23 protein-coding genes are annotated in these 19,848 nt (G+C 61.7%); 11 read left to right on the top strand and 12 right to left on the bottom strand.

Going from position 1 to position 19,848, the window contains the following annotated elements:
* Positions 1–39: 39 nt before the first annotated feature.
* Positions 40–1,230 carry a vWA domain-containing protein gene (locus tag C5750_RS13700; protein ID WP_105734425.1) on the top strand — a complete coding sequence of 397 codons (1,191 nt, stop codon included), beginning with the start codon at positions 40–42 and terminating at the stop codon, positions 1,228–1,230.
* On the opposite strand, the gene phoB is transcribed toward C5750_RS13700, so the two are convergent.
* The 6 genes from phoB to C5750_RS13670 all read right to left on the bottom strand — a co-directional run bounded on the left by phoB (position 1,231) and on the right by C5750_RS13670 (position 7,445).
* Entirely contained in the window at positions 1,231–1,917 is a 687-nt protein-coding gene (phoB, locus tag C5750_RS13695; RefSeq protein ID WP_162700294.1) for a phosphate regulon transcriptional regulator PhoB, read from the bottom strand.
* Between the two features lie 20 nt (positions 1,918–1,937).
* Positions 1,938–2,663 (bottom strand): phosphate signaling complex protein PhoU, encoded by a 726-nt coding sequence (gene phoU / locus C5750_RS13690; protein ID WP_105734424.1) that lies wholly within the window; start codon positions 2,661–2,663, stop codon positions 1,938–1,940.
* Positions 2,664–2,686: 23 nt separating this feature from the next.
* Positions 2,687–3,508: a phosphate ABC transporter ATP-binding protein PstB gene (gene pstB, locus C5750_RS13685; RefSeq protein ID WP_105734423.1), complete on the bottom strand. Its 822-nt coding sequence runs from the start codon at positions 3,506–3,508 to the stop codon at positions 2,687–2,689.
* A 17-nt stretch (positions 3,509–3,525) separates the two neighbouring features.
* The gene (gene pstA, locus C5750_RS13680; protein ID WP_105734422.1) at positions 3,526–4,845 is read right to left on the bottom strand and encodes a phosphate ABC transporter permease PstA; all 1,320 of its coding nucleotides are present in this window, start codon (positions 4,843–4,845) and stop codon (positions 3,526–3,528) included.
* The gene (pstC, locus tag C5750_RS13675) at positions 4,842–6,308 is read right to left on the bottom strand and encodes a phosphate ABC transporter permease subunit PstC (RefSeq protein ID WP_105734421.1); all 1,467 of its coding nucleotides are present in this window, start codon (positions 6,306–6,308) and stop codon (positions 4,842–4,844) included. The genes pstA and pstC overlap by 4 nt, the downstream gene beginning before the upstream one ends.
* A gap of 90 nt (positions 6,309–6,398) precedes the next feature.
* Positions 6,399–7,445, bottom strand: a complete 1,047-nt coding sequence (locus tag C5750_RS13670) for a substrate-binding domain-containing protein (RefSeq protein WP_105734420.1) — start codon at positions 7,443–7,445, stop codon at positions 6,399–6,401.
* 571 nt (positions 7,446–8,016) lie between these two features.
* Here C5750_RS13670 and C5750_RS13665 point away from each other — a divergent pair.
* From C5750_RS13665 to C5750_RS13625, 9 genes are all read left to right on the top strand, one after another.
* The gene (locus C5750_RS13665) at positions 8,017–8,577 is read left to right on the top strand and encodes an RNA polymerase sigma factor (RefSeq protein WP_105734419.1); all 561 of its coding nucleotides are present in this window, start codon (positions 8,017–8,019) and stop codon (positions 8,575–8,577) included.
* Positions 8,574–8,984 (top strand): hypothetical protein, encoded by a 411-nt coding sequence (locus C5750_RS13660; protein ID WP_105734418.1) that lies wholly within the window; start codon positions 8,574–8,576, stop codon positions 8,982–8,984. The genes C5750_RS13665 and C5750_RS13660 overlap by 4 nt, the downstream gene beginning before the upstream one ends.
* Positions 8,985–9,455 (top strand): periplasmic heavy metal sensor, encoded by a 471-nt coding sequence (locus tag C5750_RS13655; RefSeq protein ID WP_105734417.1) that lies wholly within the window; start codon positions 8,985–8,987, stop codon positions 9,453–9,455.
* A gap of 75 nt (positions 9,456–9,530) precedes the next feature.
* Complete coding sequence (locus C5750_RS13650; RefSeq protein ID WP_105734416.1) at positions 9,531–10,922, top strand: DUF1800 domain-containing protein; 1,392 nt, start codon at positions 9,531–9,533, stop codon at positions 10,920–10,922.
* A 2-nt stretch (positions 10,923–10,924) separates the two neighbouring features.
* Entirely contained in the window at positions 10,925–12,073 is a 1,149-nt protein-coding gene (locus C5750_RS13645; RefSeq protein ID WP_105734415.1) for a DUF1501 domain-containing protein, read from the top strand.
* Positions 12,074–12,103: 30 nt separating this feature from the next.
* Positions 12,104–12,433 (top strand): hypothetical protein, encoded by a 330-nt coding sequence (locus C5750_RS26570; protein ID WP_162800130.1) that lies wholly within the window; start codon positions 12,104–12,106, stop codon positions 12,431–12,433.
* A gap of 102 nt (positions 12,434–12,535) precedes the next feature.
* Positions 12,536–13,213: a FadR/GntR family transcriptional regulator gene (locus C5750_RS13635; RefSeq protein WP_105734414.1), complete on the top strand. Its 678-nt coding sequence runs from the start codon at positions 12,536–12,538 to the stop codon at positions 13,211–13,213.
* Entirely contained in the window at positions 13,210–14,511 is a 1,302-nt protein-coding gene (locus C5750_RS13630; protein WP_105734413.1) for a CynX/NimT family MFS transporter, read from the top strand. The genes C5750_RS13635 and C5750_RS13630 overlap by 4 nt, the downstream gene beginning before the upstream one ends.
* Positions 14,512–14,593: 82 nt before the next feature.
* On the top strand, positions 14,594–14,980 hold the full coding sequence (locus tag C5750_RS13625; RefSeq protein ID WP_105734412.1) for a hypothetical protein: 387 nt from the start codon (positions 14,594–14,596) through the stop codon (positions 14,978–14,980).
* A gap of 74 nt (positions 14,981–15,054) precedes the next feature.
* Here C5750_RS13625 and C5750_RS13620 read toward each other — a convergent pair whose 3' ends face one another.
* The 3 genes from C5750_RS13620 to C5750_RS26565 form a co-directional block, all read right to left on the bottom strand.
* Positions 15,055–16,404: an MFS transporter gene (locus C5750_RS13620; protein ID WP_105734411.1), complete on the bottom strand. Its 1,350-nt coding sequence runs from the start codon at positions 16,402–16,404 to the stop codon at positions 15,055–15,057.
* A gap of 223 nt (positions 16,405–16,627) precedes the next feature.
* Positions 16,628–17,059, bottom strand: a complete 432-nt coding sequence (locus C5750_RS13615) for a DUF3995 domain-containing protein (protein WP_158531332.1) — start codon at positions 17,057–17,059, stop codon at positions 16,628–16,630.
* Entirely contained in the window at positions 17,056–17,463 is a 408-nt protein-coding gene (locus C5750_RS26565) for a hypothetical protein (protein WP_158531331.1), read from the bottom strand. Before C5750_RS26565 ends, C5750_RS13615 begins: the two co-directional genes overlap by 4 nt.
* A gap of 88 nt (positions 17,464–17,551) precedes the next feature.
* Here C5750_RS26565 and C5750_RS13610 point away from each other — a divergent pair, with 88 nt between their 5' ends.
* Complete coding sequence (locus C5750_RS13610; protein WP_105734409.1) at positions 17,552–18,142, top strand: TetR/AcrR family transcriptional regulator; 591 nt, start codon at positions 17,552–17,554, stop codon at positions 18,140–18,142.
* 93 nt (positions 18,143–18,235) lie between these two features.
* Here C5750_RS13610 and C5750_RS13605 read toward each other — a convergent pair whose 3' ends face one another.
* The 3 genes from C5750_RS13605 to C5750_RS13595 all read right to left on the bottom strand — a co-directional run bounded on the left by C5750_RS13605 (position 18,236) and on the right by C5750_RS13595 (position 19,743).
* Positions 18,236–18,505, bottom strand: a complete 270-nt coding sequence (locus C5750_RS13605; protein WP_175540565.1) for a DUF2312 domain-containing protein — start codon at positions 18,503–18,505, stop codon at positions 18,236–18,238.
* A gap of 135 nt (positions 18,506–18,640) precedes the next feature.
* Complete coding sequence (locus tag C5750_RS13600; RefSeq protein ID WP_105734408.1) at positions 18,641–18,946, bottom strand: DUF1244 domain-containing protein; 306 nt, start codon at positions 18,944–18,946, stop codon at positions 18,641–18,643.
* 2 nt (positions 18,947–18,948) lie between these two features.
* Complete coding sequence (locus tag C5750_RS13595; protein ID WP_105734407.1) at positions 18,949–19,743, bottom strand: N-formylglutamate amidohydrolase; 795 nt, start codon at positions 19,741–19,743, stop codon at positions 18,949–18,951.
* Positions 19,744–19,848 lie beyond the last annotated feature (105 nt).

The following is a 19,848-nucleotide window of genomic DNA, read 5'->3' as shown; positions in this document are numbered from 1 at the left end:
AACCGGCATCGTTCATCGCATGCAATAAAGGGTCTAGCCATGTTCCTTCCCTTCTTCCTCGAACTCAAGGCGGCCAAGATTCCCGTATCGCTGCGGGAATATCTGACGCTGCTTGAAGGGTTGGACGCAGGGCTGGTAACCTATGATGTCGAGGGGTTCTATTATCTCGCCCGCTCAACCCTGGTGAAGGACGAGCGCCACATGGACCGCTTCGACCGGGTCTTCGGCCATGTGTTCAAGGGGCTGGAACTGCCGGGCGGCGACAATGGTATCGACGTTGCCAATCTGCCCGAAGAATGGTTGCGGCGGCTCGCCGAAAAACACCTCACCGACGAGGAAAAGAAACTGATTGAAGCGCTGGGCGGTTTTGAAAAACTGATGGAAACCCTGCGCCAGCGGCTTGAGGAGCAGAAGGGCCGGCATCAGGGCGGATCGAAATGGATCGGCACCGCCGGAACCTCGCCCTTCGGCGCCTATGGCTATAATCCGGAAGGCGTGCGCATCGGCCAGGACGAAAGCCGCAACCGCCGTGCGGTCAAGGTGTGGGACAAGCGCGAGTTCAGGAATTTTGACGACAGTGTCGAGCTGGGCACCCGCAACATCAAGGTTGCGCTCAAACGGCTGCGCCGCTGGGTGCGCGAAGGCGCCGATGACGAGCTCGACCTGTCGGGCACCATCAGGTCAACCGCCGAACACGGCTATCTCGATGTGCAGACCCGGCCCGAACGGCGCAATCACGTCAAGCTGCTGATGTTCTTCGATGTCGGCGGCTCCATGGACGAGCACATCCGGATCGCCGAGGAACTGTTCTCTGCCGTGCGCTCGGAATTCAAGCACATGGAATATTTCTACTTCCACAATTGCCTCTATGAGGGGGTGTGGAAGGACAACCGCCGCCGCCATGCGGAGACAATACCGACACTCGACCTCATCCATAAATACGGAGCGGACTACAAGGTCATCTTCGTCGGCGATGCCGCCATGGCGCCCTACGAGGTTTCCCACGCCGGTGGATCGGTCGAACACTGGAACGCGGAGGCAGGCGCAGTCTGGCTTGGCCGGGTGCTCGACCACTGGAAGAACGCCGCCTGGCTTAATCCGTCAAAGGAACAGTACTGGGACTACACCGCCTCGACGGCGATGATCCGCAAGATTTTCGCGCATCGCATGTATCCCATGACCCTGGCGGGCATCGAGGGGGCGACGCGCGAACTCTCGCGCCGGCACTGATTACCCGAACGAATACCCCGCACCGCGCACGGTGCGGATCGGATCGATCGAGCGGCCGATATTGATGGCCTTGCGCAGCCGCCCCACATGCACGTCGACGGTGCGGTCGTCCACATAGATGTCGGCGCCCCAGACATTGTCGAGGAGCTGGCCGCGCGAGAACACCCGGCCGGGGGACTGCATCAGGAATTCCAGCAGGCGGAACTCGGTCGGCCCGAGCTTCAACTCGCGCTCCTTGCGGAACACGCGGTGCTGCTCGCGGTCGAGCTTCAGGTCGCCGAAGCTGAGCACATGCGACAGCAGGCTTGGATTGACCCGGCGCAGCATGGCCTTGATGCGGGCAAGCAGTTCCGGGGTGGAGAACGGCTTGACCATGTAGTCATCGGCGCCGGTGGCAAGGCCGCGCACCCGCTCGCTCTCTTCGCCGCGCGCCGTCAGCATGATGATCGGCAGGATTTCGGTCTCGCGCCGCGCCCGCAGGCGGCGGCAGAGTTCAATGCCGGAAAGGCCCGGCAGCATCCAGTCGAGAATGAGCAGATCCGGTACTTTTTCACGCAGCGCAATTTCGGCCTCGTCACCGCGTGCGATTGTCTCGACGACATAGCCTTCGGCTTCAAGATTGTACCGGAGAAGGACGCTGAGCGCTTCCTCGTCTTCGACAACAGTGATTTTGGGAGCTATCGCCATTGCTGGGATCCTGATTCTGTTTAAGGCTGTCTGGCTTCATCGACGATGATGCTGTGGGTCTGGTCTTCCTTGGGCCGTTCGGCCGGAAGCTGGGCACCCGTCACGATGTAGTAGACCGTTTCAGCAATGTTCGTCGCATGGTCTCCGATGCGCTCGATGTTCTTGGCGCAGAAGAGAAGGTGCGTGCAGGCGGAAATGTTGCGCGGATCTTCCATCATGTAGGTCAGGAGTTCGCGGAACAGCGAGGTATAAAGCGCATCGATTTCGTCATCGCGCTCGCGCACGATGTTGACCTGCTGCACGGAGCGCGTCGCATAGGCATCGAGCACGTCCTTGAGCTGCGTCAGGGCGAGTTCCGCGATGGTCTGCAGACCGCGATAGACCGACAGCGTCTGGCGCGTATCGGTGACGGCGACAACGCGCTTGGCAATGTTTTTGCCAAGGTCGCCGACCCGTTCGAGGTCGGAGGAAATGCGGATGGCGCCGATGATTTCACGCAGATCGATCGCCATGGGCTGGCGCTTGCCGATGATGGTGATGGCCTTCTCATCGATCTCGCGCTGTCCGGCATCGAGGATGAGATCGTCCGAAATGACGCGCTGGGCCAGCGCGTTGTCGGAGTTCACCATGGCGGTGACGGCCTGTTCGACCATGCGTTCGGCATGGCCGCCCATTTCGGCGATCTTGTGCGTCAGGAACTTCAGTTCGTCGTCATAGGAACGGACGGTATGCTGCGACTCGGTCATATTCTTATCCCTGTTTCCCGTGATTAGCCGAAGCGTCCGGTGATGTAGTCCTGCGTGCGCTTTTCCGTCGGATTGGTGAACATCATTTCCGTATCGCCCACCTCGACGAGGTTTCCGAGATGGAACATGGCAGTGCGCTGCGAAACGCGGGCCGCCTGCTGCATCGAATGGGTAACGATGACGATGGTGTAGTTCTGGCGCAGTTCGTCGATCAGTTCCTCGACCTTTGCCGTGGCGATCGGATCGAGCGCCGAGCAGGGTTCGTCCATCAGGATGACTTCCGGACTGACGGCAATGGCGCGGGCGATGCACAGGCGCTGCTGCTGGCCGCCGGAAAGACCGGTGCCGGCTTCGTGCAGGCGGTCCTTGACCTCGTCGAACAGGCTGGCGCGGCGCAGGCTCTTCTCGACGATTTCCTCCAGCTCATGCCGGTTCTTGGCGAGGCCATGGATGCGCGGGCCATAGGCGACGTTCTCGAAAATGGACTTCGGGAACGGATTGGGCTTCTGGAAAACCATGCCGACGCGGGCGCGCAGCTCGACCACGTCGATCTTCGGATTGTAGATATCCTCGTCGTCGAGCGTGATCTTGCCGCCGATCTTGCAGCCTTCGATCGTATCGTTCATGCGGTTGAGCGAGCGCAGGAAGGTGGACTTGCCGCAACCGGACGGGCCGATCAGCGCCGTCACCATCTTTTCCGGCACGTCGAGGCTGACACCGAACAGGGCCTGCTTTTCACCATAGTGAACGGTGACATCCTTGCCCTGCATTTTGATCGTATTGACCTGTGCACTCATTTTGTCGTTTACCGCTTTTTCGAGAGATCGTTCTGTCATGAGATTCATAATTCGCTCCCGTTTACCTACCAGCGCCGCTCGAAGCGGCGACGCAGAATGATGGCTCCGATGTTCATGACTGCAAGAAACAGAAGCAGCACGATGATAGCGCCTGACGTGCGCTCGACAAAGGCCCGCTCCGCTTCATTCGCCCACATGTAGATCTGCACCGGTAGCGCTGTGGACGGATCAAGCGGCGTGACCGGATAATTGGCGACGAAAGCGACCATGCCGATCAGCAGCAGCGGTGCGGTCTCGCCCAGCGCATGGGCAAGGCCGATGATCGTGCCGGTCAGGATGCCGGGCGCGGCCAGCGGCAGCACATGGTGAAACACCATCTGCGTCTTCGAGGCGCCGATGCCCAGCGCCGCCGAGCGGATCGACGGCGGCACGGCGCGCAGGGCCGCGCGGGTGGCGATGATGATCGTCGGCAGTGTCATCAGCGTGAGGACCAGGCCGCCGACCAGCGATGCGGAGCGCGGCAGGCCGAAGAAATTGATGAACACGGCCAGTCCGAGCAGACCGAAGACGATGGACGGCACCGCGGCCAGATTGTTGATGTTGACCTCGATGATATCGGTCAGGCGGCTCTTCTTGGCGTATTCTTCCAGATAGATCGATGCGGCCACGCCGATGGGCAGGGACAGGCAGAGCACAATCAGCATCATGTAGAGCGAGCCGATGAGCGCAACGCCAAGGCCCGACGTTTCCGGACGGCTCGATGCGCCGAAGGTGAACAGGCCGCTGTTGAAGCGCTGTGCCATGGCGCCTTCCTTGGCCAGCGTGTTCATCCAGGCAACCTGACGGTCCGACACCTTGCGGTTGGCCTGATCGACACTCAGGTCGATCTGCCCCTTGAAGGCAGAGTCGATGTCGCCGCCGGTCAGCACCCAGAGGGTCTGCGTCGTGCCGATCAATGCCGGGTTTCCCGCAACCAGTTCACGCAGCTGGCTGCGCGAGCCGTCGGAGACAAGCTTGCTCAGTTCGCGGATCGCCGGCTTGTCGTCAAGGCTGACGCCCAGCTTTTCGGCAAGGGCATTGCGCACCAGGATCGGATAGTTCGCGGTGAGCAGAACGGTCGGATCGGTCGCGCGCTTGTTCGTGGGATCGATCACCTTCTCGTCGAGCTTGACCGAAAGGCTCACTTCCGTCTGCCAGAATGCCGTGTAGCCGTTGGATATCACCGAATAGAGCAGCGCAACCAGGAAGAACAGGCCGATGGCAATCGCGGTGATGCCGTAAATCTTGAACCGGCGCTCGGCCGCATAGCGGCGCTTCAGACCGATGTCGCGCCGAACGACCTTTGCCGGAGCAACTGCAGCAGGATTGAGTGTTGTGTCGGTCATTCGTACTGCTCCCGGTACTTACGCACGATGTAAAGCGCGAAAATGTTCATCGCCAGCGTGATGAAGAAAAGGGTGAGGCCAAGGGCGAATGCCACCAGCGTCTGCGGTGAATTGAATTCAAGATCGCCGGTCAGCTGATTGACGATCTTCACGGTGATGGTCGTCATGGCGTCGAACGGATTGATGTTGAGGTTCGCCGCAACACCGGCCGCCAGAACCACGATCATGGTTTCGCCGATGGCGCGCGATGCGGTGAGCAGCAGCGCACCGACAATACCCGGCAGGGCGGCGGGCAGCACCACGCGGCGCACGGTTTCCGATTTGGTCGAACCGAGGCCGAGCGAGCCGTCGCGCAGCGAGCGCGGCACGGCCGTGATGATATCGTCGGACAGGGACGAGACGAACGGGATCAGCATGACGCCCATGACGATACCGGCTGTGAGCACGCTCTGCGCCATGATGAAGGGATAACCGCCCGAGATAGCTGCACTGAGGTCGCGCAGGAACGGCCCGACGGTGACAAGGGCAAAGAAGCCGTAGACGATCGTCGGGATGCCCGCCAGCACTTCAAGCAGCGGCTTGACCACCGACCGCACGCTGCGGCTGGCATATTCGGCCATGTAGATGGCGGCGAACAGGCCGACCGGCACGGCAAACAGCATGGCGACCAGCGCGATATAGAGCGTGCCGGCAAGCAGCGGGATGAGGCCGAACTGGCCCTGCGCGCCATTGCCGCCGGCGGCGGAGAAGCGGGGATCCCATACCGTGCCGAAGAAGAAGCTCGACGGCGTTACGGACTGGAAGAAGGTGATGGTCTGGAACAGCATCGACAGGACGATGCCGACCGTCGTCAGGATGGCAATGGTCGAGGCTGCGAGCAGGCCCCACAGGATGATCCGCTCGACATTGTTGCGGGCCCGTGTGCGGACATTGACACCCGACAGGCCGAAGACGGCACCGGCGAGAGCAAGAACAATGGCGACCACCGCACCGATATTATGCGCGCGCGCCGTGCTCTTGTTCCATTGCACGGCAACGGGAATCATGAAGTCCTGGCCTTCCGTCGCAAGCGCCACGCCCTTGCTCGACAGCAGCGGCCGCAATTCGGAGAAGGTGGTTGGAAGGTTTGCCCGTTCCTGGTCCGTCAGCTTGTCGAGACCGCGCGCAATGCCGGAGACCATGCCAAGCTCGAGGCTCTGGCTGGCAATGACGCTCTCGCTGTTGTGGACCGGCAGGCTGTTGACGGCCTGGCGTTCGATATAAAAACCCGAGCCGATGGCCCACACCATGATGAAGATGATTGCTGGCAGCACCGAAACCAGAAAAACCCACCAGCCGTGATAATGCGGCAAGGAATGGGCTTTGACACTTCTGTCATCTTTGCTGACGGCACGCTGGCGTCCGAGAAAGAACCCGACGATACCAATGGCAACGACAATTACTATAACCAACATGCTGGACATCAACGCTTCCCCGATCCGTCCTGTAACGAGAGCATAGGCCCCGAAAAACAGCCGGCACGGACAGAACCCTGCCCGTGCCGGCTATTGGAGTTACTTGCCAGCCATGGTCTTGCCGGCGGTGAATGCGGCGCGCTGAGCTTCACGCTCTGCATCCGGCGCAGCAACCAGGCCGTATTCTACCAGCGGGCTTTCCGGACCGACCATCTGGTCAGCAAGGAAGAAGTCGACATATTCCTTCAGGCCGGGGATGACGCCGAGATGCGCCTTCTTGACGTAGAAGAACAGCGGACGCGATACCGGATACTTGCCGGTGGCAATGGTTTCCGTGCTTGGCTTGATGCCATTGACGGTTGCAACCTTCAGCTTGTCCGCATTGTTTTCGTAGAAGGCCAGACCGAAGACGCCAACGCCGGTCTTGTTGGCATCGATACGAGCCAGCGTTTCCGGATAGTCGCCATCGATGTCGATAGCCTTGCCGTCCTTGCGCACGGCGATACAGGCGGCAGCGGCTGCCTTTTCGTCAAGACCGGCAGCCTTGATCGCATCGGCTGCACCGGTGGCCTTGCAACCGCCAGTCATCAGCTTTTCTTCGAAAACTTCACGTGTGCCGTGCTTTTCGCCAGGGATGTAGGCAGCGATGTCCCAATCGGGCAGCTTCGGGTTAACCTGGTTCCACTTGGTGTTCGGATTGGCAACCAGCTTGCCGTCGACAACGACCTGCGCAGCAAGAGCGGTATAGACGTCCTTTGGCTCCAGCGCCCAGTCGGGGCCCTTGATATCGGTCGCGAACACGATGCCGTCATAACCGATGCGGATTTCTTCAACGTCTTTGACGCCAGCGTCAACGCAGGACTTCAACTCGGTGTCCTTGATCGGACGCGAGGAATTGGCGATATCGATCGTGTTTTCACCAACGCCCTTGCAGAATTCCTTGATGCCTGCACCCGAACCGCCGGATTCAACAACCGGGGTCTTGAACTTGGGGAACGTTTCGCCAAAAGCTTCGGCGACGATCTTGGCATATGGCAGCACTGTGGATGAACCGCTGACCTGAATCTGGTCACGAGCGGATGCGCCAACTGTCGTGGCAATCACGGAGATCGCAATCAGAGCAGTGGTGGAAATAAGCTTGTTCATAGGAGCAGCTCCTGTTGGATTAACTGTGTGACGCCTCCGACGTCGTCTGCCGTCTATAGAACCAATATAACAGTCATATGACACTATTGTTACAGTTCTGTAGCGCGGCCTGTGCATGAGCCGCGCCCGCGGCGGAATCAAAATTCCTTCTAAAACCATCAAGTTAACCGTCTATGGACTTTGCACAGCTTGGCACAGTGAAGATAAGCTCAACGATTCCAGTAGGTTCATGACGCGCAATTGCGACACCCGCGCAAGCAACGCTGCTCCGTGCCGCAGGGGGACAATAGCGTCCCCCCGATGCGGTTTCAAAAAAATTCTGCGTGAGCGACGGATTGTCCCGCTTGCGCCGTTTAATGCGCGACAAATGACAGTCTGCTGAAAGGAAAAGCCCGATGAAATTGCCCGGTGTGGCGGTTCTTCCCGCCATGGTGCCGCTGCCCGCATCGATACACATCATGACGGCTTCATCGATGTGGCGGAAATCGATACTGTAGCAAAGAGGAATGCCGCGGGCACCGGAAGGTGTGCCACCGGCAATTCACGGGAGTAACGGCAAGCGTGCAAAGCCTTGGACAATCGCAACACGGATGAAGAACTGCTGGTGAAGATCGGCCAGCATGACGATGCGGCCGTCCGAACCATGGTGACACGCAAGCTGCCGCGCCTGCTCGCCCTGGCGGCGCGGATGCTTGGCGACCGCAATGAAGCCGAGGATGTCGCCCAGGAGGCCTTTATCCGGCTGTGGCGGCAGGCAGGCAGCTGGCAGAGCGGCCGGGCGACCTTCGACACATGGCTGCACCGGGTCACGCTCAATCTCTGCTACGACCGCCTGCGCCGGCACCGGGAACAGCCGGTGGCCGAGACACCCGAAAGCGCGGACCCGGCCCCCGATCCGGAACAGTCGCTTTCAAACCGGGACGAAAGCGACCGGATCAAACGGGCCCTCGCCTCCCTGCCCGACCGGCAGAGGGAGGCCATCGTGCTTCAATATTATCAGGAGTTCAGCAATATCGAGGCAGCGCAGATCATGGATATCAGCATTGAAGCCCTGGAGAGCCTTCTGGCCCGTGCCCGGCGCAATTTGCGGACAGCCCTGGAAGAGACTGCCCAACAGGAGAAGGCCAAATGACCCCGCAACGCTTTCAGGAACTGACCGAGATCTATGGTGGCGAGGTGCGGCGTTGGCCGCCGCCCGAACAGGCTGGCGCCGTCGCTTTCATCCGGGAGCATCCCGATATTGCCCAGCCGGCCCTCAGGCTGGCGGCTGAACTCGACGGCATGCTGGCGCAGTACCGGATCGCCCCGGCGCAGGCCGCGCTGCGCGAGCGCATCATTGCCTCCTCCGGCAAGTCCTGGTCCGGCTGGAAACGCGCCCGCCTCTGGTGGCAGGGCACCGGGTTCGCCGGCATTGGACTGGCGGGCGCAATCACTGGCGCCCTGCTCATCGGCGTCATTCATTCCGCCGAATCGCGCGGATATGAGGACCAGGCCTATGCGGTCACCGCCTTCAACATCTCTGATGAACTGGACGAGTAAATGAGTGAACGGTCACGCAACATTCTTCTTGTCGCTTCGCTTGCCCTGAATGTCTTCATTGCGGGCGGGGTGATCGGCGGCGGTTATATCTGGCATACATTCGGCTATTCCTGGACCAAGGAAAACCGGCGCGGCGTGCGCTTTGCCGCCGAGTATCTCACGCCGGAGCAACAGAAGGCCCTGCGGCAAAATCTGGCGGCGGCGCGCAAGGACAACATACCGCTGGCCGATGCCGGACGGGCAAGCCGTGCCGAGATTGCCCGGCTTCTGGCACAGGATGTCATCGATCCCGCTGCGGTCAATGCGGAACTGACCAGGGCGCGCGAGGCCGATTTCGCCCTGCGGACGCGCATCGAGCAGACCATCGTCGCCTTCGCCGAAAGTCTGTCGCCGGAGGACCGCAAGACGCTTGTCGAGGGTTTGAAAAAGCGCAACGTCATCCTCAGGCAGACGCCGGCAAAAAAACAATGAGTGCCCGCGACGGAATTTTCCGGCGCCCCCGTTCAATGACTGTCAATGCCAGACAGGCTGCGAACGGAGAAGACCATGGTTACAACGGCAACAGATGCGACGGCGGTCATTGCGGTCAATCGCTTCGGTTTGGGAAAGCGGGCAAGCGAGCCGCTTCCAGCCGACCCCAGGCGCTGGCTGCTCGATCAGATCGGCCGCTACGATCCGCGCCCGGCAGCCTTTGCCCAGCTCCAGACCACACCCGAAATCGCAGCACAGTATGCCAGTGACCGGCAAAAACTGCAGGCACTCGACGGCGACGAGAAAATCGCCCTGCGCAAGGAACTGAACAAGGCCGCCCGCCTGCTTTACCGCAGCGAGATCGACGCGCGCAGCCTCAATGCCCTTGCGACACCCGCGCCCTTCCTGGAAGCGCTCGTGCATTTCTGGTCGAACCATTTTGCCGTATCGGCCGACAATCCCGCAATGCTGAGCCTTGCGGGCGCTTTCGAGCGGGAAGCAATCCGCCCCCATGTCACCGGGCGCTTTACCGATCTGCTGCTGGCCGTCGAACAGCATCCGGCCATGCTGATCTATCTCGATCAGGTCCGCTCGGCGGGTCCCGACAGCCCTCTCGCCACGCGCGCCAAGCGGCGCAATGCCGGCAAGCTGCCGGGAATCAACGAGAATCTGGCCCGCGAGATCATGGAACTGCACACGGTCGGCGTCGGGTCGGGCTATACGCAGAAGGACGTGACGGAGTTCGCCCTTGCCCTCACCGGCTGGTCAGCCGGGCGCATGGGCGGCAAGGCGGATACCAGTCAGGCCGGTGTCTTTCAGTATCGCCCCGGCCTGCACCAGCCGGGAAGCCGGCTGATCCGCCACCGCGTCTACGGCGCATCCGGCGAGGATCAGGCGGGCGCCGTCCTGAAGGATCTCGCCAGTGATCCGGCAACGGCGAACCACATCGCCACAAAGCTCTGCCGTCATTTCATCGCCGACACCCCGCCCCAAAGCGCCGTGAAGCGGGTCAGCAAGGCGTTTCTTGCCTCCGGTGGCGATTTGCCCGCGGTGTATCAAGCCCTCGTCGACGCACCGGAGGCATGGGCGGTACAGGCTGCCAAGATCAAGACCCCCTGGGAATGGCTGGTTTCGGCCATGCGCGGGCTGGATTATCCCGACCTTGGCAAAGCCAACGCCGCCAACCTGTTGAGCCAGCTGGGACAGCCGGTCTGGCTGCCGCGCTCACCCGCCGGCTATGACGATATCGCGGCGAGCTGGCTGGCGCCCGATGCGCTGGTGCGGCGCGTCGAGGTTTCACAACGGCTGGCTGCAAAAGCGGACCGGTCGCTGAAACCGGAAGAGCTGGCGCGCAACCTGCTCGCAGACACGCTGACCGGCAGCACGGCTATGGAAATCAACCGTGCCGAATCCGTCCAGACGGGCATCGCCCTTCTGCTTGTTTCACCTGATTTTCAACGGAGATGAGCATGACCAACCGCCGGGATTTTCTGCGTCTGGCCGCCATCGGGGCGGGATCGATGCTCGTGGCGCCGCGTATCGTCTTTGCCAATGTGGCGAGCGACCGCCGCTTCGTCTTCATCATCCAGCGCGGCGCCGCCGATGGCCTCAACATCGTCGTGCCCTATGCCGACCCCGCCTATGCGCAACTGCGCGGCAGCCTCGCCATCCAGACGGCCGACGCCATCAAGCTGGACGGCATGTTCGCCCTGCATCCTGCGCTCGCTGGCATGGGTACACTCTATGGCAACCGGCAGGCGCTGTTCGTGCATGCCGTCGCCTCGCCCTACCGGGAGCGCTCGCATTTCGACGGCCAGAATGTCCTGGAGACCGGCGGCACCAGCCCCTACCAGATCCGCGATGGCTGGCTGAACCGGCTGGTGACGCTGCTGCCGAAATCGGCCGACAAGGCCATTGCCTTCGCTCCGACCATACCGGCTGCCCTGCGCGGCGCGGCTGATGTAACCTCCTATGCGCCGTCGAACCTGCCGGAAGCATCCGATGACCTCCTGCTGCGGGTGGCGCAGCTCTACGACCGGGACCAGCAGTTTCATCCGGTCTGGAGTGCGGCGATGGAAGCGCGCGGCTTGTTCCACGACATGGAAACCCGCCAGAATCCCGCCACCGCCGGCAGAACCGCCGCCGAGGCGCTTGTCCTGCCCGATGGTCCGCGCATTGCCATGATCGAAACCAGCGGCTGGGATACCCATAGCGGCCAGGAGAACCGGCTCGCCAACCAGCTCAAGGCGCTTGATGCCATGATCGATGCCATGCGCGACGGGCTTGGCGACGTCTGGCAGCAGACCACCGTTCTCGTGGCAACCGAATTCGGCCGCACCGCCGCCGCCAACGGCACCGGCGGGACCGATCATGGCACGGCGACAACCGCGCTCATCCTCGGCGGCGCCGTCAATGGCGGCCGCATCCTGGCCGACTGGCCGGGCCTTGCTCCGAATGCACTTTACGAAAACCGCGACCTGAAACCCACCATGGATCTCGACGCGCTGATCGCGGCGCTTGCCGCGGAAACCTTTGGTCTCGAACCCGAGCGCACCATGCAAACGCTCTTTCCGGACCGTCCCTTTGACCGGTCCCTGCAGGGGCTGATCAGAACGTGAACCACCAACCAACCCTTTGAAGAGGCTATCATGAGAACCATCCTGAGCATGATTACCGGCGGTCTTGTCGCCATTGCCACGCTTGCCGGAGCACAGAGCGCCAGCGCCCTGCCGCTCCTGCCGGTGCAGGGCGAACACCTGCAATCCCAGGCCGAGCCCGTCTACTGGCGGCACGGCTATTACGGCTGGCACGACGGCTATTACTACAACGGCCACCGCGGCTACGGCTATTACCGGCCGGGCTACCGCTTCTATCGCGGCTACTGGTTCCCGCTGGAAGCATTCGGGCCAAGAACCGTGATCATCGAGCGTCCGGCTCCCATCATCGTTCATCGCCGGCCGATCGTGATCTACCGCTAAGACACCGGACCTCGCCAGTCTCTATCCATCTGGGGCGCCTTGACAGGCGCCCGGCAGTCCCATAATTATCAAGTCATCAGATGACTTTGGGACTTCCATATCATGCAGCCTGCCGCCCGCACCAATCTGGCCGATACGGCGATTGACAATATACGCGCCGAAATCACTGGCAATCGCTGGCCGGTCGGCGACCGTATCCCCAACGAGGCTGCCCTTGCCGACATGCTCGGCGTCAGCCGCGGAACCGTGCGTGAAGCGGTGCGGGTTCTCGTTGCGCAAGGGTTTCTGGAGACCAAGCAGGGCTCCGGCACCTATGTCCGCTCGATCATCAATCCGGATGAAAGCCTGCTGCGGATCAGGCGCACCGGCCTGCGCGACCAGGTCGAGGCGCGCTGCGCCCTGGAGGTCGAAGCGGCGCGGCTGGCCGCCCTGCGCCACACTCCGGAGGTCGTCGCCGACCTGCGCCAGCTGCTGGCCGATCGCGGCGAATACGACACTGCCCGGCACGATCACTATGTCCAGCACGATCTCGCCTTCCACAAGGCGGTGGTGGCCGCATCAAACAATCTGGCCCTCATCGAGGTCTATGAATTCTTCTCTGTTTCCACCCAGGAAGTCATCCGGGCCACGGTCACGGGCGAACTGCCCGAACCCGACATGGCCGCCCATGCTGCCATCATCGACGCGATTGAGACCGGCGACCCGGACAAGGCGGCATCCACCGCCCGCGCTTTCATGGCTCCCCTTCTCATCGAACTTGACCGGTTGCTCGCATCATGAACCAGCATCTTCCGCCTGAACATTCCAGCCGCCTCACAGCGGATCTCGACATTGCCGCCAAGCAGCTTGTCGATGCCGAGGTGGACAGCGTCCCCCAGCCGCGCGTGCCGGATTTCAAAACCCCCGGCGCGCAGATCCTGTTCGGCCTCAGCCTCGTTCTCATCGCCTACAATCTGCGCCCGGTCTTCTCCAGCGCATCGGCGCTTTTGCCCGAGATCATCGCCCAGACCGGACTGTCATCCTTCGGCGCGGGCGTGCTCACCACGCTGCCGGTGCTCTGCCTTGGCCTGTTTGCCCCGCTGGCGCCGCGTCTTGCCCAGCGGATTGGCGCTGAGCGCACACTGCTCGGCGTTCTCCTCCTGCTGGCGCTCGGCACTGCCCTGCGCGGGCTTCAATCCCTGCCCCTGCTGTTCATCGGCACGGCGCTGGCGGGCGGCTGCATCGCCATCGGCAATGTCCTGCTGCCCGGCCTGGTGAAGCGCGATTTCGCCAGCCGCACCGGCATGATGACCGGCCTTTACACCATGGCGCTGTGCGCGGGCGCGGCCAGTGCGGCCGGCCTGACCCTGCCGGTCCAGAAGCTGCTGGGTGGATCATGGTCGCTGGCGCTCAGTGCCTGGGCCGTGCCGGCGCTGGTTGTCACCACGATCTGGCTGCCGCAGGCCCTCGCCCGCAAGGTCCGCACCAAACATGCAGGCTTCAAGGTGGTTGGCCTCTGGCGTGACCGCCTGGCCTGGCAGGTCACCCTGTTCATGGGCCTGCAGTCGGCACTCGCCTATTGCGTCTTCGGCTGGCTGGCACCCATCCTGCGCGATCGCGGCCTTGACGGGACGACCGCCGGTGTCGTGGTTTCCGTGTCGGTCATGGCGCAGGTCTTCACCTGCCTGCTCGTGCCGTCGATTGCCGTGCGTTGCCGCAATCAGAGCCTGATCAATGTGGCGCTGGTCACGATTGCCGTTGCCGGTCTGCTCGGCCTGCTGTTTGCGCCGCTCTCCACGGTCTGGCTGTGGGCTGTCGTCCAGGGCATCGGCCAGGGCGGGCTCATCGCCATTGCCATGACGATGATCGTGCTGCGCTCGCCCGACTCGCATGTCGCCTCGCATCTCTCCGGCATGGCCCAATGCGTCGGCTACATGCTTGCCGCTGTCGGCCCGCTGCTTGTCGGCCTGATCCACAGCGTCACCGAAAGCTATGCGGCAACCGCCATCCTGTTCGTGCTGCTCGGCATTGGCGTTGCCATTTTCGGCTGGGGTGCCGGCCGTGCCCTGCAGGTGCAGGCCCGGACCATCACCCTGTGAACGGCAGCTAACGGCAGCATTCATCACCGGTTCAGCCGGCGGGCTCTATATCTGTGCTCAACGAATTAACGTTGAGGACCGCATGATGAAAAAGATACTCGCTGCTCTTCTGGTTGCTGCCGTTTCGATCAGCGCAATCAGCCTGCCATCGGCTCCGGCCCAGGCCGGCGACTACTATTCTTCCTACGATGATGGCGGCTGGTCCGGCGGGCGCTCCTATCGCGACAGCTACTACCGTGATCGCGGCGATGACTACTATCGTGAACGGGACTACTACCGCAACCGGGACTACCGGTCCGAGCGTTCGGACCGCCGCAAGAACCGCGACACGGCCATTATCGCCGGTGTTGCCGGACTGGCGCTCGGGGCCGTGATCATCGGATCGCTTGCCAAGCAGAATCAGAACCGCGCACCGGTCTATGACCGCCCGGCAAACCGCGACCGCCTGGTCTACGATCCGAACTACTGAATTGTTCATCGCAAAAACAAGGCGCGGCCTGCTCTTCAGCGGGCCGCGCCTTTTTCATTCAGCGACCGGAAATCTCAAGCCTCGATATCGACGTCCTTGGTTTCCTTGCCGATCAGCAATGCGATCAGCGTCAGCACGGCCATGGCCGAAAGGTAGACGCCGACCCAGAACGGGCTGCCGCCGCCGAGCTTCCACAAGGCAATCGCGATGAACGGGGCAACCGCAGCACCGAGGATCGATGAGACATTGTAGGAAATGCCGGATCCCGTATAGCGCATGCTCACCGGGAACAATTCCGGCAGCAGCGCGCCCATCGGGCCGAAAGTCATTCCCATCAGGGCGAAGCCGAGGATCAGCCAGGCCATGACGCCGACGTTGCCCAGAGACAGCATCGGCACCCACAACAGGCCGAACACGATAATGGCAAGCGTGACGCAGATCAGTGTCTTGCGGCGGCCCCAGCGATCCGCCCATGGTCCGGAGACCATGGTGAAAATGCCGAAGAACACCACGCCGACGATCATCATCAGGACGAAGGTCGTGTAATCATAGCCAAGACCGGCAATGGGCCCGGCCGTCGCGGCGCGGCCATAGCTGAGCGAGAATGTGGTCATCAGATAGAACAGTACATAGGTGGCAAGCATGTAGAACGTGCCGAGCACCAGCTCCTTCGAGTGCGACTGGAACACGGAAACCAGCGGCACCTTCTTGATCTCGCCTTTGCTGACGGTTTTCTCGAAGGCGGTGCTTTCGACCAGGTTGAGCCGGACCCACAGGCCGACGATCACCATGACGGCAGAAAACAGGAACGGAATCCGCCAGCCCCAGTCGAGAAATGCAAGCGATGGCCGCGACGGATCATCCGACGGCAGGATGGCCGCGATGATCAGGAACAGGCCATTGGCAATGATGAAGCCGATGGGTGCGCCCAGTTGCGGAAACGTGCCGAAGATCGCGCGCTTGCCCTCAGGGGCATTTTCGGTGGCGACCAGGGCCGCACCGCTCCATTCACCGCCGAGCGCAAACCCCTGCGCCAGCCGCAGCACGACCAGCAGGGCCGGGGCAAACCAGCCGACCGTTGCAAAAGTCGGCAGAACGCCGATGAGGAAGGTAGCGATACCCATGGTCAGAAGCGCGCCGACCAGCGTGATCTTGCGGCCGCGCTTGTCGCCGAGGTGGCCGAAGAAGATCGCGCCGAGCGGACGCGCCACCATGGCCGCGCCGAAAATGGCGAAGGAGGACAGAAGGGCCGTCGTTTCGTTGCCGGGCGGAAAGAACAGATGCGGGAAGACCAGCACCGCGGCGGTCGCATAGACGTAGAAATCGTAGAATTCGATGGTGGTGCCAATCAGGCTGGCCAGGATGACACGGGACCGCGAATTGGCGGGCGCCTTCATGGACAGCTGCGCTGTGGTTACGGACATTGATTTTACTCCCTGACGGCTGAGGCGGCTGCCCCAGCGCGAATGCCGGCAGATCACATCAGTCGGAAGAGAAATGGATCATGAAAAGATAGATGGGCAGCGAGACGATTATACCCGTCACCCCGCCAGTTCAAGAAATTTAAAGCCATTCGCAATGCTTCATGTGAAGTTTAATATCGCGCAGCGCCCTTCAAACGTTCAAAGGCAAAAAAGCGCGGCGCATTCAGGCGAACAGCAGCACGGCGAAACCCGCCCCGATGACAAGGCACAGCGGGCCGTAATAGCGGCGATCCAGCGTCAGGAAAGGCTCCTCGGCCTGCCGGTTGCGGAAAAACGCCGTGAAGCTGAGGCTGCCGCGCGCAAGGAATATGACCGTCAGCACCAGTATGCCGAAACGGAGCAGCCCTGTCGGCAACAGCGCCGGAATGATGGACATCCGCATGAGAGCGAGAGCACCGGCAGAGAAGATCAGGACGGCAACGACAACCGTCACCCCGCGCGACGGCATTCTGGCAATTCCCTTCGACCCGACCACCGTCCGGGCCAGGGACAGCGGATCGCGTGCCGGCCACAGGCCGCCGAAGCCCCAATAGAGATGCAGGGCCGCGACAATGGTCAGCACGATGAAAACAAGCCATGCCAGAACGTGCGTCATGATCTGCGGGCCCCCGCACATGCGGCGACGGGGCTGCCGGCTGTTCCCATGAGGGCCAGCGCCGATATCGCAATGAAGACAAGCCACTGCGGCATGTCGGACAGCGTTCCAAGATTGACGAGCGGATAGGCAACGAACAGGGCGGCATAGGCCAGATATTGAAGGACAACGACCCATACGAGCGGGCGGCGCATGGGCGCGCTCACGGCTGCAACAGCGAGCGCGGCACTGTTGACGAGCAGGACGGCCGTCGAGACATGCCAGATCACCGACACGTAGGTCTTGAGGATAACCGGTATATCAGCCGCAAGCAGCGCGTCGTGAACCTCCGGCCCTCCCGCCCGGACGTGGATAACCATCGTGACCAGGGATACGAATGCAGCGGCTGCAATCCATTTGCTCATGATACGTCCTTCAATCCAGTCGACCATACGGTGGCGTATATAAACATTGGCGCTTGCCCTCGTCAATACGCCAGCGTATGGAATAGCGATGCCAACCCGAAAGACACTCTCCGCCGAAGACTGGATCAGCGCCGCCTTCCGCGCCCTGGGCGAGGGCGGCGTGCAGGCGATCCGGGCCGAGGCGATTGCCCGCGACCTCAAGGTCAGCAAGGGATCGTTCTACTGGCATTTCAGGGATGTACCGGCGCTGAAGGCACGGATGCTGGCGCACTGGCAGCATCTGGCCACCGATGCCATCATCAGAAATGTCGAAGCCATCGGGACAACGCCCCTTGCGCAGTTGCAGGCACTGGTGATCGAGGCAACCGGCGTGCCAAGTTCGGCCTATGGCGGCGACCGGACGGAAAGCGCCATCCGCGAATGGGCCCGCCATGACGCCACGACCGCGGCAATCCTCAAATCGGTGGATGAGCGGCGCCTGGCCTATCTCGTGCAGCTTTTCCGGAAGTGCGGCCAGTCCGCAGACCGGAGCGGGACAAATGCCCGGATTCTCTACGGCGCGCTGATCGGCCTGGAAATTCTGGCATCGCAAGACCTCGCCGATGTCCGGGCGAGCATGCTTGAACTGCTTGCATATCTTCTGGGGGAAAATCCCGCGGGCAGGACTTCGCCGGGGTAGTCTCGAGCGAGCAGCTGATCATACGGGATTGGATAGGGTGCAGCACTGTCTGCACATCCAATCCCGTTTCAGCTGCCGTTCGTCTTTAAAGGGTCAGACCATGCCGAGGGCGTTCATGTACAGTTCGAGGATCGCCTCTTCTTCCTTGCGCTCGTTCGCATCCTTCTTGCGCAGGCGGACGATCGTGCGGATGATCTTGGTGTCGTAGCCGCGGCCCTTGGCTTCCGCCATCACTTCCTTGATGTCGTCCTGAAGTGTGGTCTTTTCTTCCTCAAGGCGCTCGATGCGCTCGATGAACTGCCGCAATTCCGCAGCCGCAACACCCTCGACACCGCCCTGCGGCGCTACATCATCCATGCTCATATCTTGCTCCGTAAAAATTGATTGTGCGACTCGCAAACGCCGCCTCTGCGGTTCCGATGCCCGACCACAGCGCAATGAGTCAAGACAATAGAGTCGGGATGAAGGCGGTTTCGACCGCCGCTGCGGCGTGGTTCGTCAATGCGAAGGTTTGTTGACCTCAAAGGCAGCCTTCTGCGCATCGCTGGCCTCGCGCTGGTGCTTGGCCTGCCATTGCCCATAGGGTTCGCCATAGATGATCTCACGCGATTCATCCTTTGACAGGGGCACGCCCGCCGCATCCGCCGCTTCCCGATACCAGTTGGACAGGCAGTTGCGGCAGAAACCGGCCAGATTCATCAGGTCGATGTTCTGCACGTCGCTGCGCGCGCGCAGATGCTCCAACAGCCGCCGGAACGCGGCCGCTTCCAGCGTGATACGCTGTTCTTCGCTGACATTGCTCATGATCAAACCTCTTCCAGTGGGCCGGTGCGCGAGCCGTATTGCCTGATAACATGTATATCGGGATCGGCGTTGATGGCGTCAAGGATCGGGGCAAGCCGGCCTGCCCACTCCTCGACCCCGGCCTCATCGGCGATCAGGTCCTGCCGCACTTCGATCAGCGCATGGGCAAGGCCCGGCACGATGCAATGCTTGAACATCGTATCGTTGCGCAGCGCGCCGTCATAGGGCTCATTGTCTCCAACCACCAGCTGCGGGTCGGCCTGCAGCGCCGCGATCAGCGGCATGACCGCGCGCGGATCGCTGTCCCAGAGAATGCCCGCATGCCATGGCCGAGGCGCCGTTTTCCAGAAAGCGGTGAAGGAGTGGATGGAAATGACCAGCGGTGCCTTGCCGCTCGCCCCGGCAACCCTGTCGATCATGGCCGAGACGGCCGCGTGGTACGGGCGGTAGAAATCAGTCACGCGTTTTTGATGCTCGGCCGCCGGCATCGGGTTATTCCCTGGAATGACCGCCCCGTCGGACAGGCGCATGATCAGCGTGGGATCGTCTTCGCCGCGGTTCGGATCGATCAGCAACCGGGAAAACCCGCCCAGGACAGCCGGAACATCAAGCATTTCAGCCAGTTTGCGCGTCAACGGCTCGACACCGATATCATAGGCGATGTGCCGCTCGAACTGCTGCGGCGGCAGGCCGAGCGAGCCGTATTCCTCCGGCAGATCCCGGCGGGCGTGATCGGCCAGAAGCACCAGTCCTTTGTCATTGCTGCCAGGGACGAGATGAAAGGGGGAAAACGGCATGGGAACGTTCTCTTGCGCGATTATTCGGGAGAATTTTTTGTGTTTCATGCCCTGATCGGGAATGCAACCATCAATCTTTTGTCACAGGTCAGCAGGAACGGCATG

The sequence above is a fragment of the Phyllobacterium myrsinacearum genome (genome assembly GCF_002980555.1).
GTDB lineage: Bacteria > Pseudomonadota > Alphaproteobacteria > Rhizobiales > Rhizobiaceae > Phyllobacterium > Phyllobacterium myrsinacearum.
Note: the sequence above shows the minus strand (reverse complement) of the source record. Positions and strands in the feature narration are given on the sequence as shown.

Excerpts from the sequence above, each read along its gene's own strand:
- C5750_RS13610 (WP_105734409.1), top strand. The coding sequence starts at position 17,552 with ATGCCAACCCGAAAGACACTCTCCGCCGAAGACTGGATCAGCGCCGCC.
- pstA (WP_105734422.1), bottom strand. The coding sequence starts at position 4,845 with ATGACCGACACAACACTCAATCCTGCTGCAGTTGCTCCGGCAAAGGTC.
- C5750_RS13595 (WP_105734407.1), bottom strand. The coding sequence starts at position 19,743 with ATGCCGTTTTCCCCCTTTCATCTCGTCCCTGGCAGCAATGACAAAGGA.
- C5750_RS13650 (WP_105734416.1), top strand. The coding sequence starts at position 9,531 with ATGGTTACAACGGCAACAGATGCGACGGCGGTCATTGCGGTCAATCGC.
- phoB (WP_162700294.1), bottom strand. The coding sequence starts at position 1,917 with ATGGCGATAGCTCCCAAAATCACTGTTGTCGAAGACGAGGAAGCGCTC.
- C5750_RS13635 (WP_105734414.1), top strand. The coding sequence starts at position 12,536 with ATGCAGCCTGCCGCCCGCACCAATCTGGCCGATACGGCGATTGACAAT.
- C5750_RS26570 (WP_162800130.1), top strand. The coding sequence starts at position 12,104 with ATGAGAACCATCCTGAGCATGATTACCGGCGGTCTTGTCGCCATTGCC.
- C5750_RS13670 (WP_105734420.1), bottom strand. The coding sequence starts at position 7,445 with ATGAACAAGCTTATTTCCACCACTGCTCTGATTGCGATCTCCGTGATT.
- phoU (WP_105734424.1), bottom strand. The coding sequence starts at position 2,663 with ATGACCGAGTCGCAGCATACCGTCCGTTCCTATGACGACGAACTGAAG.
- C5750_RS13645 (WP_105734415.1), top strand. The coding sequence starts at position 10,925 with ATGACCAACCGCCGGGATTTTCTGCGTCTGGCCGCCATCGGGGCGGGA.
- C5750_RS26565 (WP_158531331.1), bottom strand. The coding sequence starts at position 17,463 with ATGAGCAAATGGATTGCAGCCGCTGCATTCGTATCCCTGGTCACGATG.
- C5750_RS13620 (WP_105734411.1), bottom strand. The coding sequence starts at position 16,404 with ATGTCCGTAACCACAGCGCAGCTGTCCATGAAGGCGCCCGCCAATTCG.
- C5750_RS13605 (WP_175540565.1), bottom strand. The coding sequence starts at position 18,505 with ATGAGCATGGATGATGTAGCGCCGCAGGGCGGTGTCGAGGGTGTTGCG.
- pstB (WP_105734423.1), bottom strand. The coding sequence starts at position 3,508 with ATGAATCTCATGACAGAACGATCTCTCGAAAAAGCGGTAAACGACAAA.
- C5750_RS13625 (WP_105734412.1), top strand. The coding sequence starts at position 14,594 with ATGATGAAAAAGATACTCGCTGCTCTTCTGGTTGCTGCCGTTTCGATC.
- C5750_RS13615 (WP_158531332.1), bottom strand. The coding sequence starts at position 17,059 with ATGACGCACGTTCTGGCATGGCTTGTTTTCATCGTGCTGACCATTGTC.
- C5750_RS13700 (WP_105734425.1), top strand. The coding sequence starts at position 40 with ATGTTCCTTCCCTTCTTCCTCGAACTCAAGGCGGCCAAGATTCCCGTA.
- C5750_RS13630 (WP_105734413.1), top strand. The coding sequence starts at position 13,210 with ATGAACCAGCATCTTCCGCCTGAACATTCCAGCCGCCTCACAGCGGAT.
- C5750_RS13655 (WP_105734417.1), top strand. The coding sequence starts at position 8,985 with ATGAGTGAACGGTCACGCAACATTCTTCTTGTCGCTTCGCTTGCCCTG.
- pstC (WP_105734421.1), bottom strand. The coding sequence starts at position 6,308 with ATGTCCAGCATGTTGGTTATAGTAATTGTCGTTGCCATTGGTATCGTC.
- C5750_RS13600 (WP_105734408.1), bottom strand. The coding sequence starts at position 18,946 with ATGAGCAATGTCAGCGAAGAACAGCGTATCACGCTGGAAGCGGCCGCG.
- C5750_RS13660 (WP_105734418.1), top strand. The coding sequence starts at position 8,574 with ATGACCCCGCAACGCTTTCAGGAACTGACCGAGATCTATGGTGGCGAG.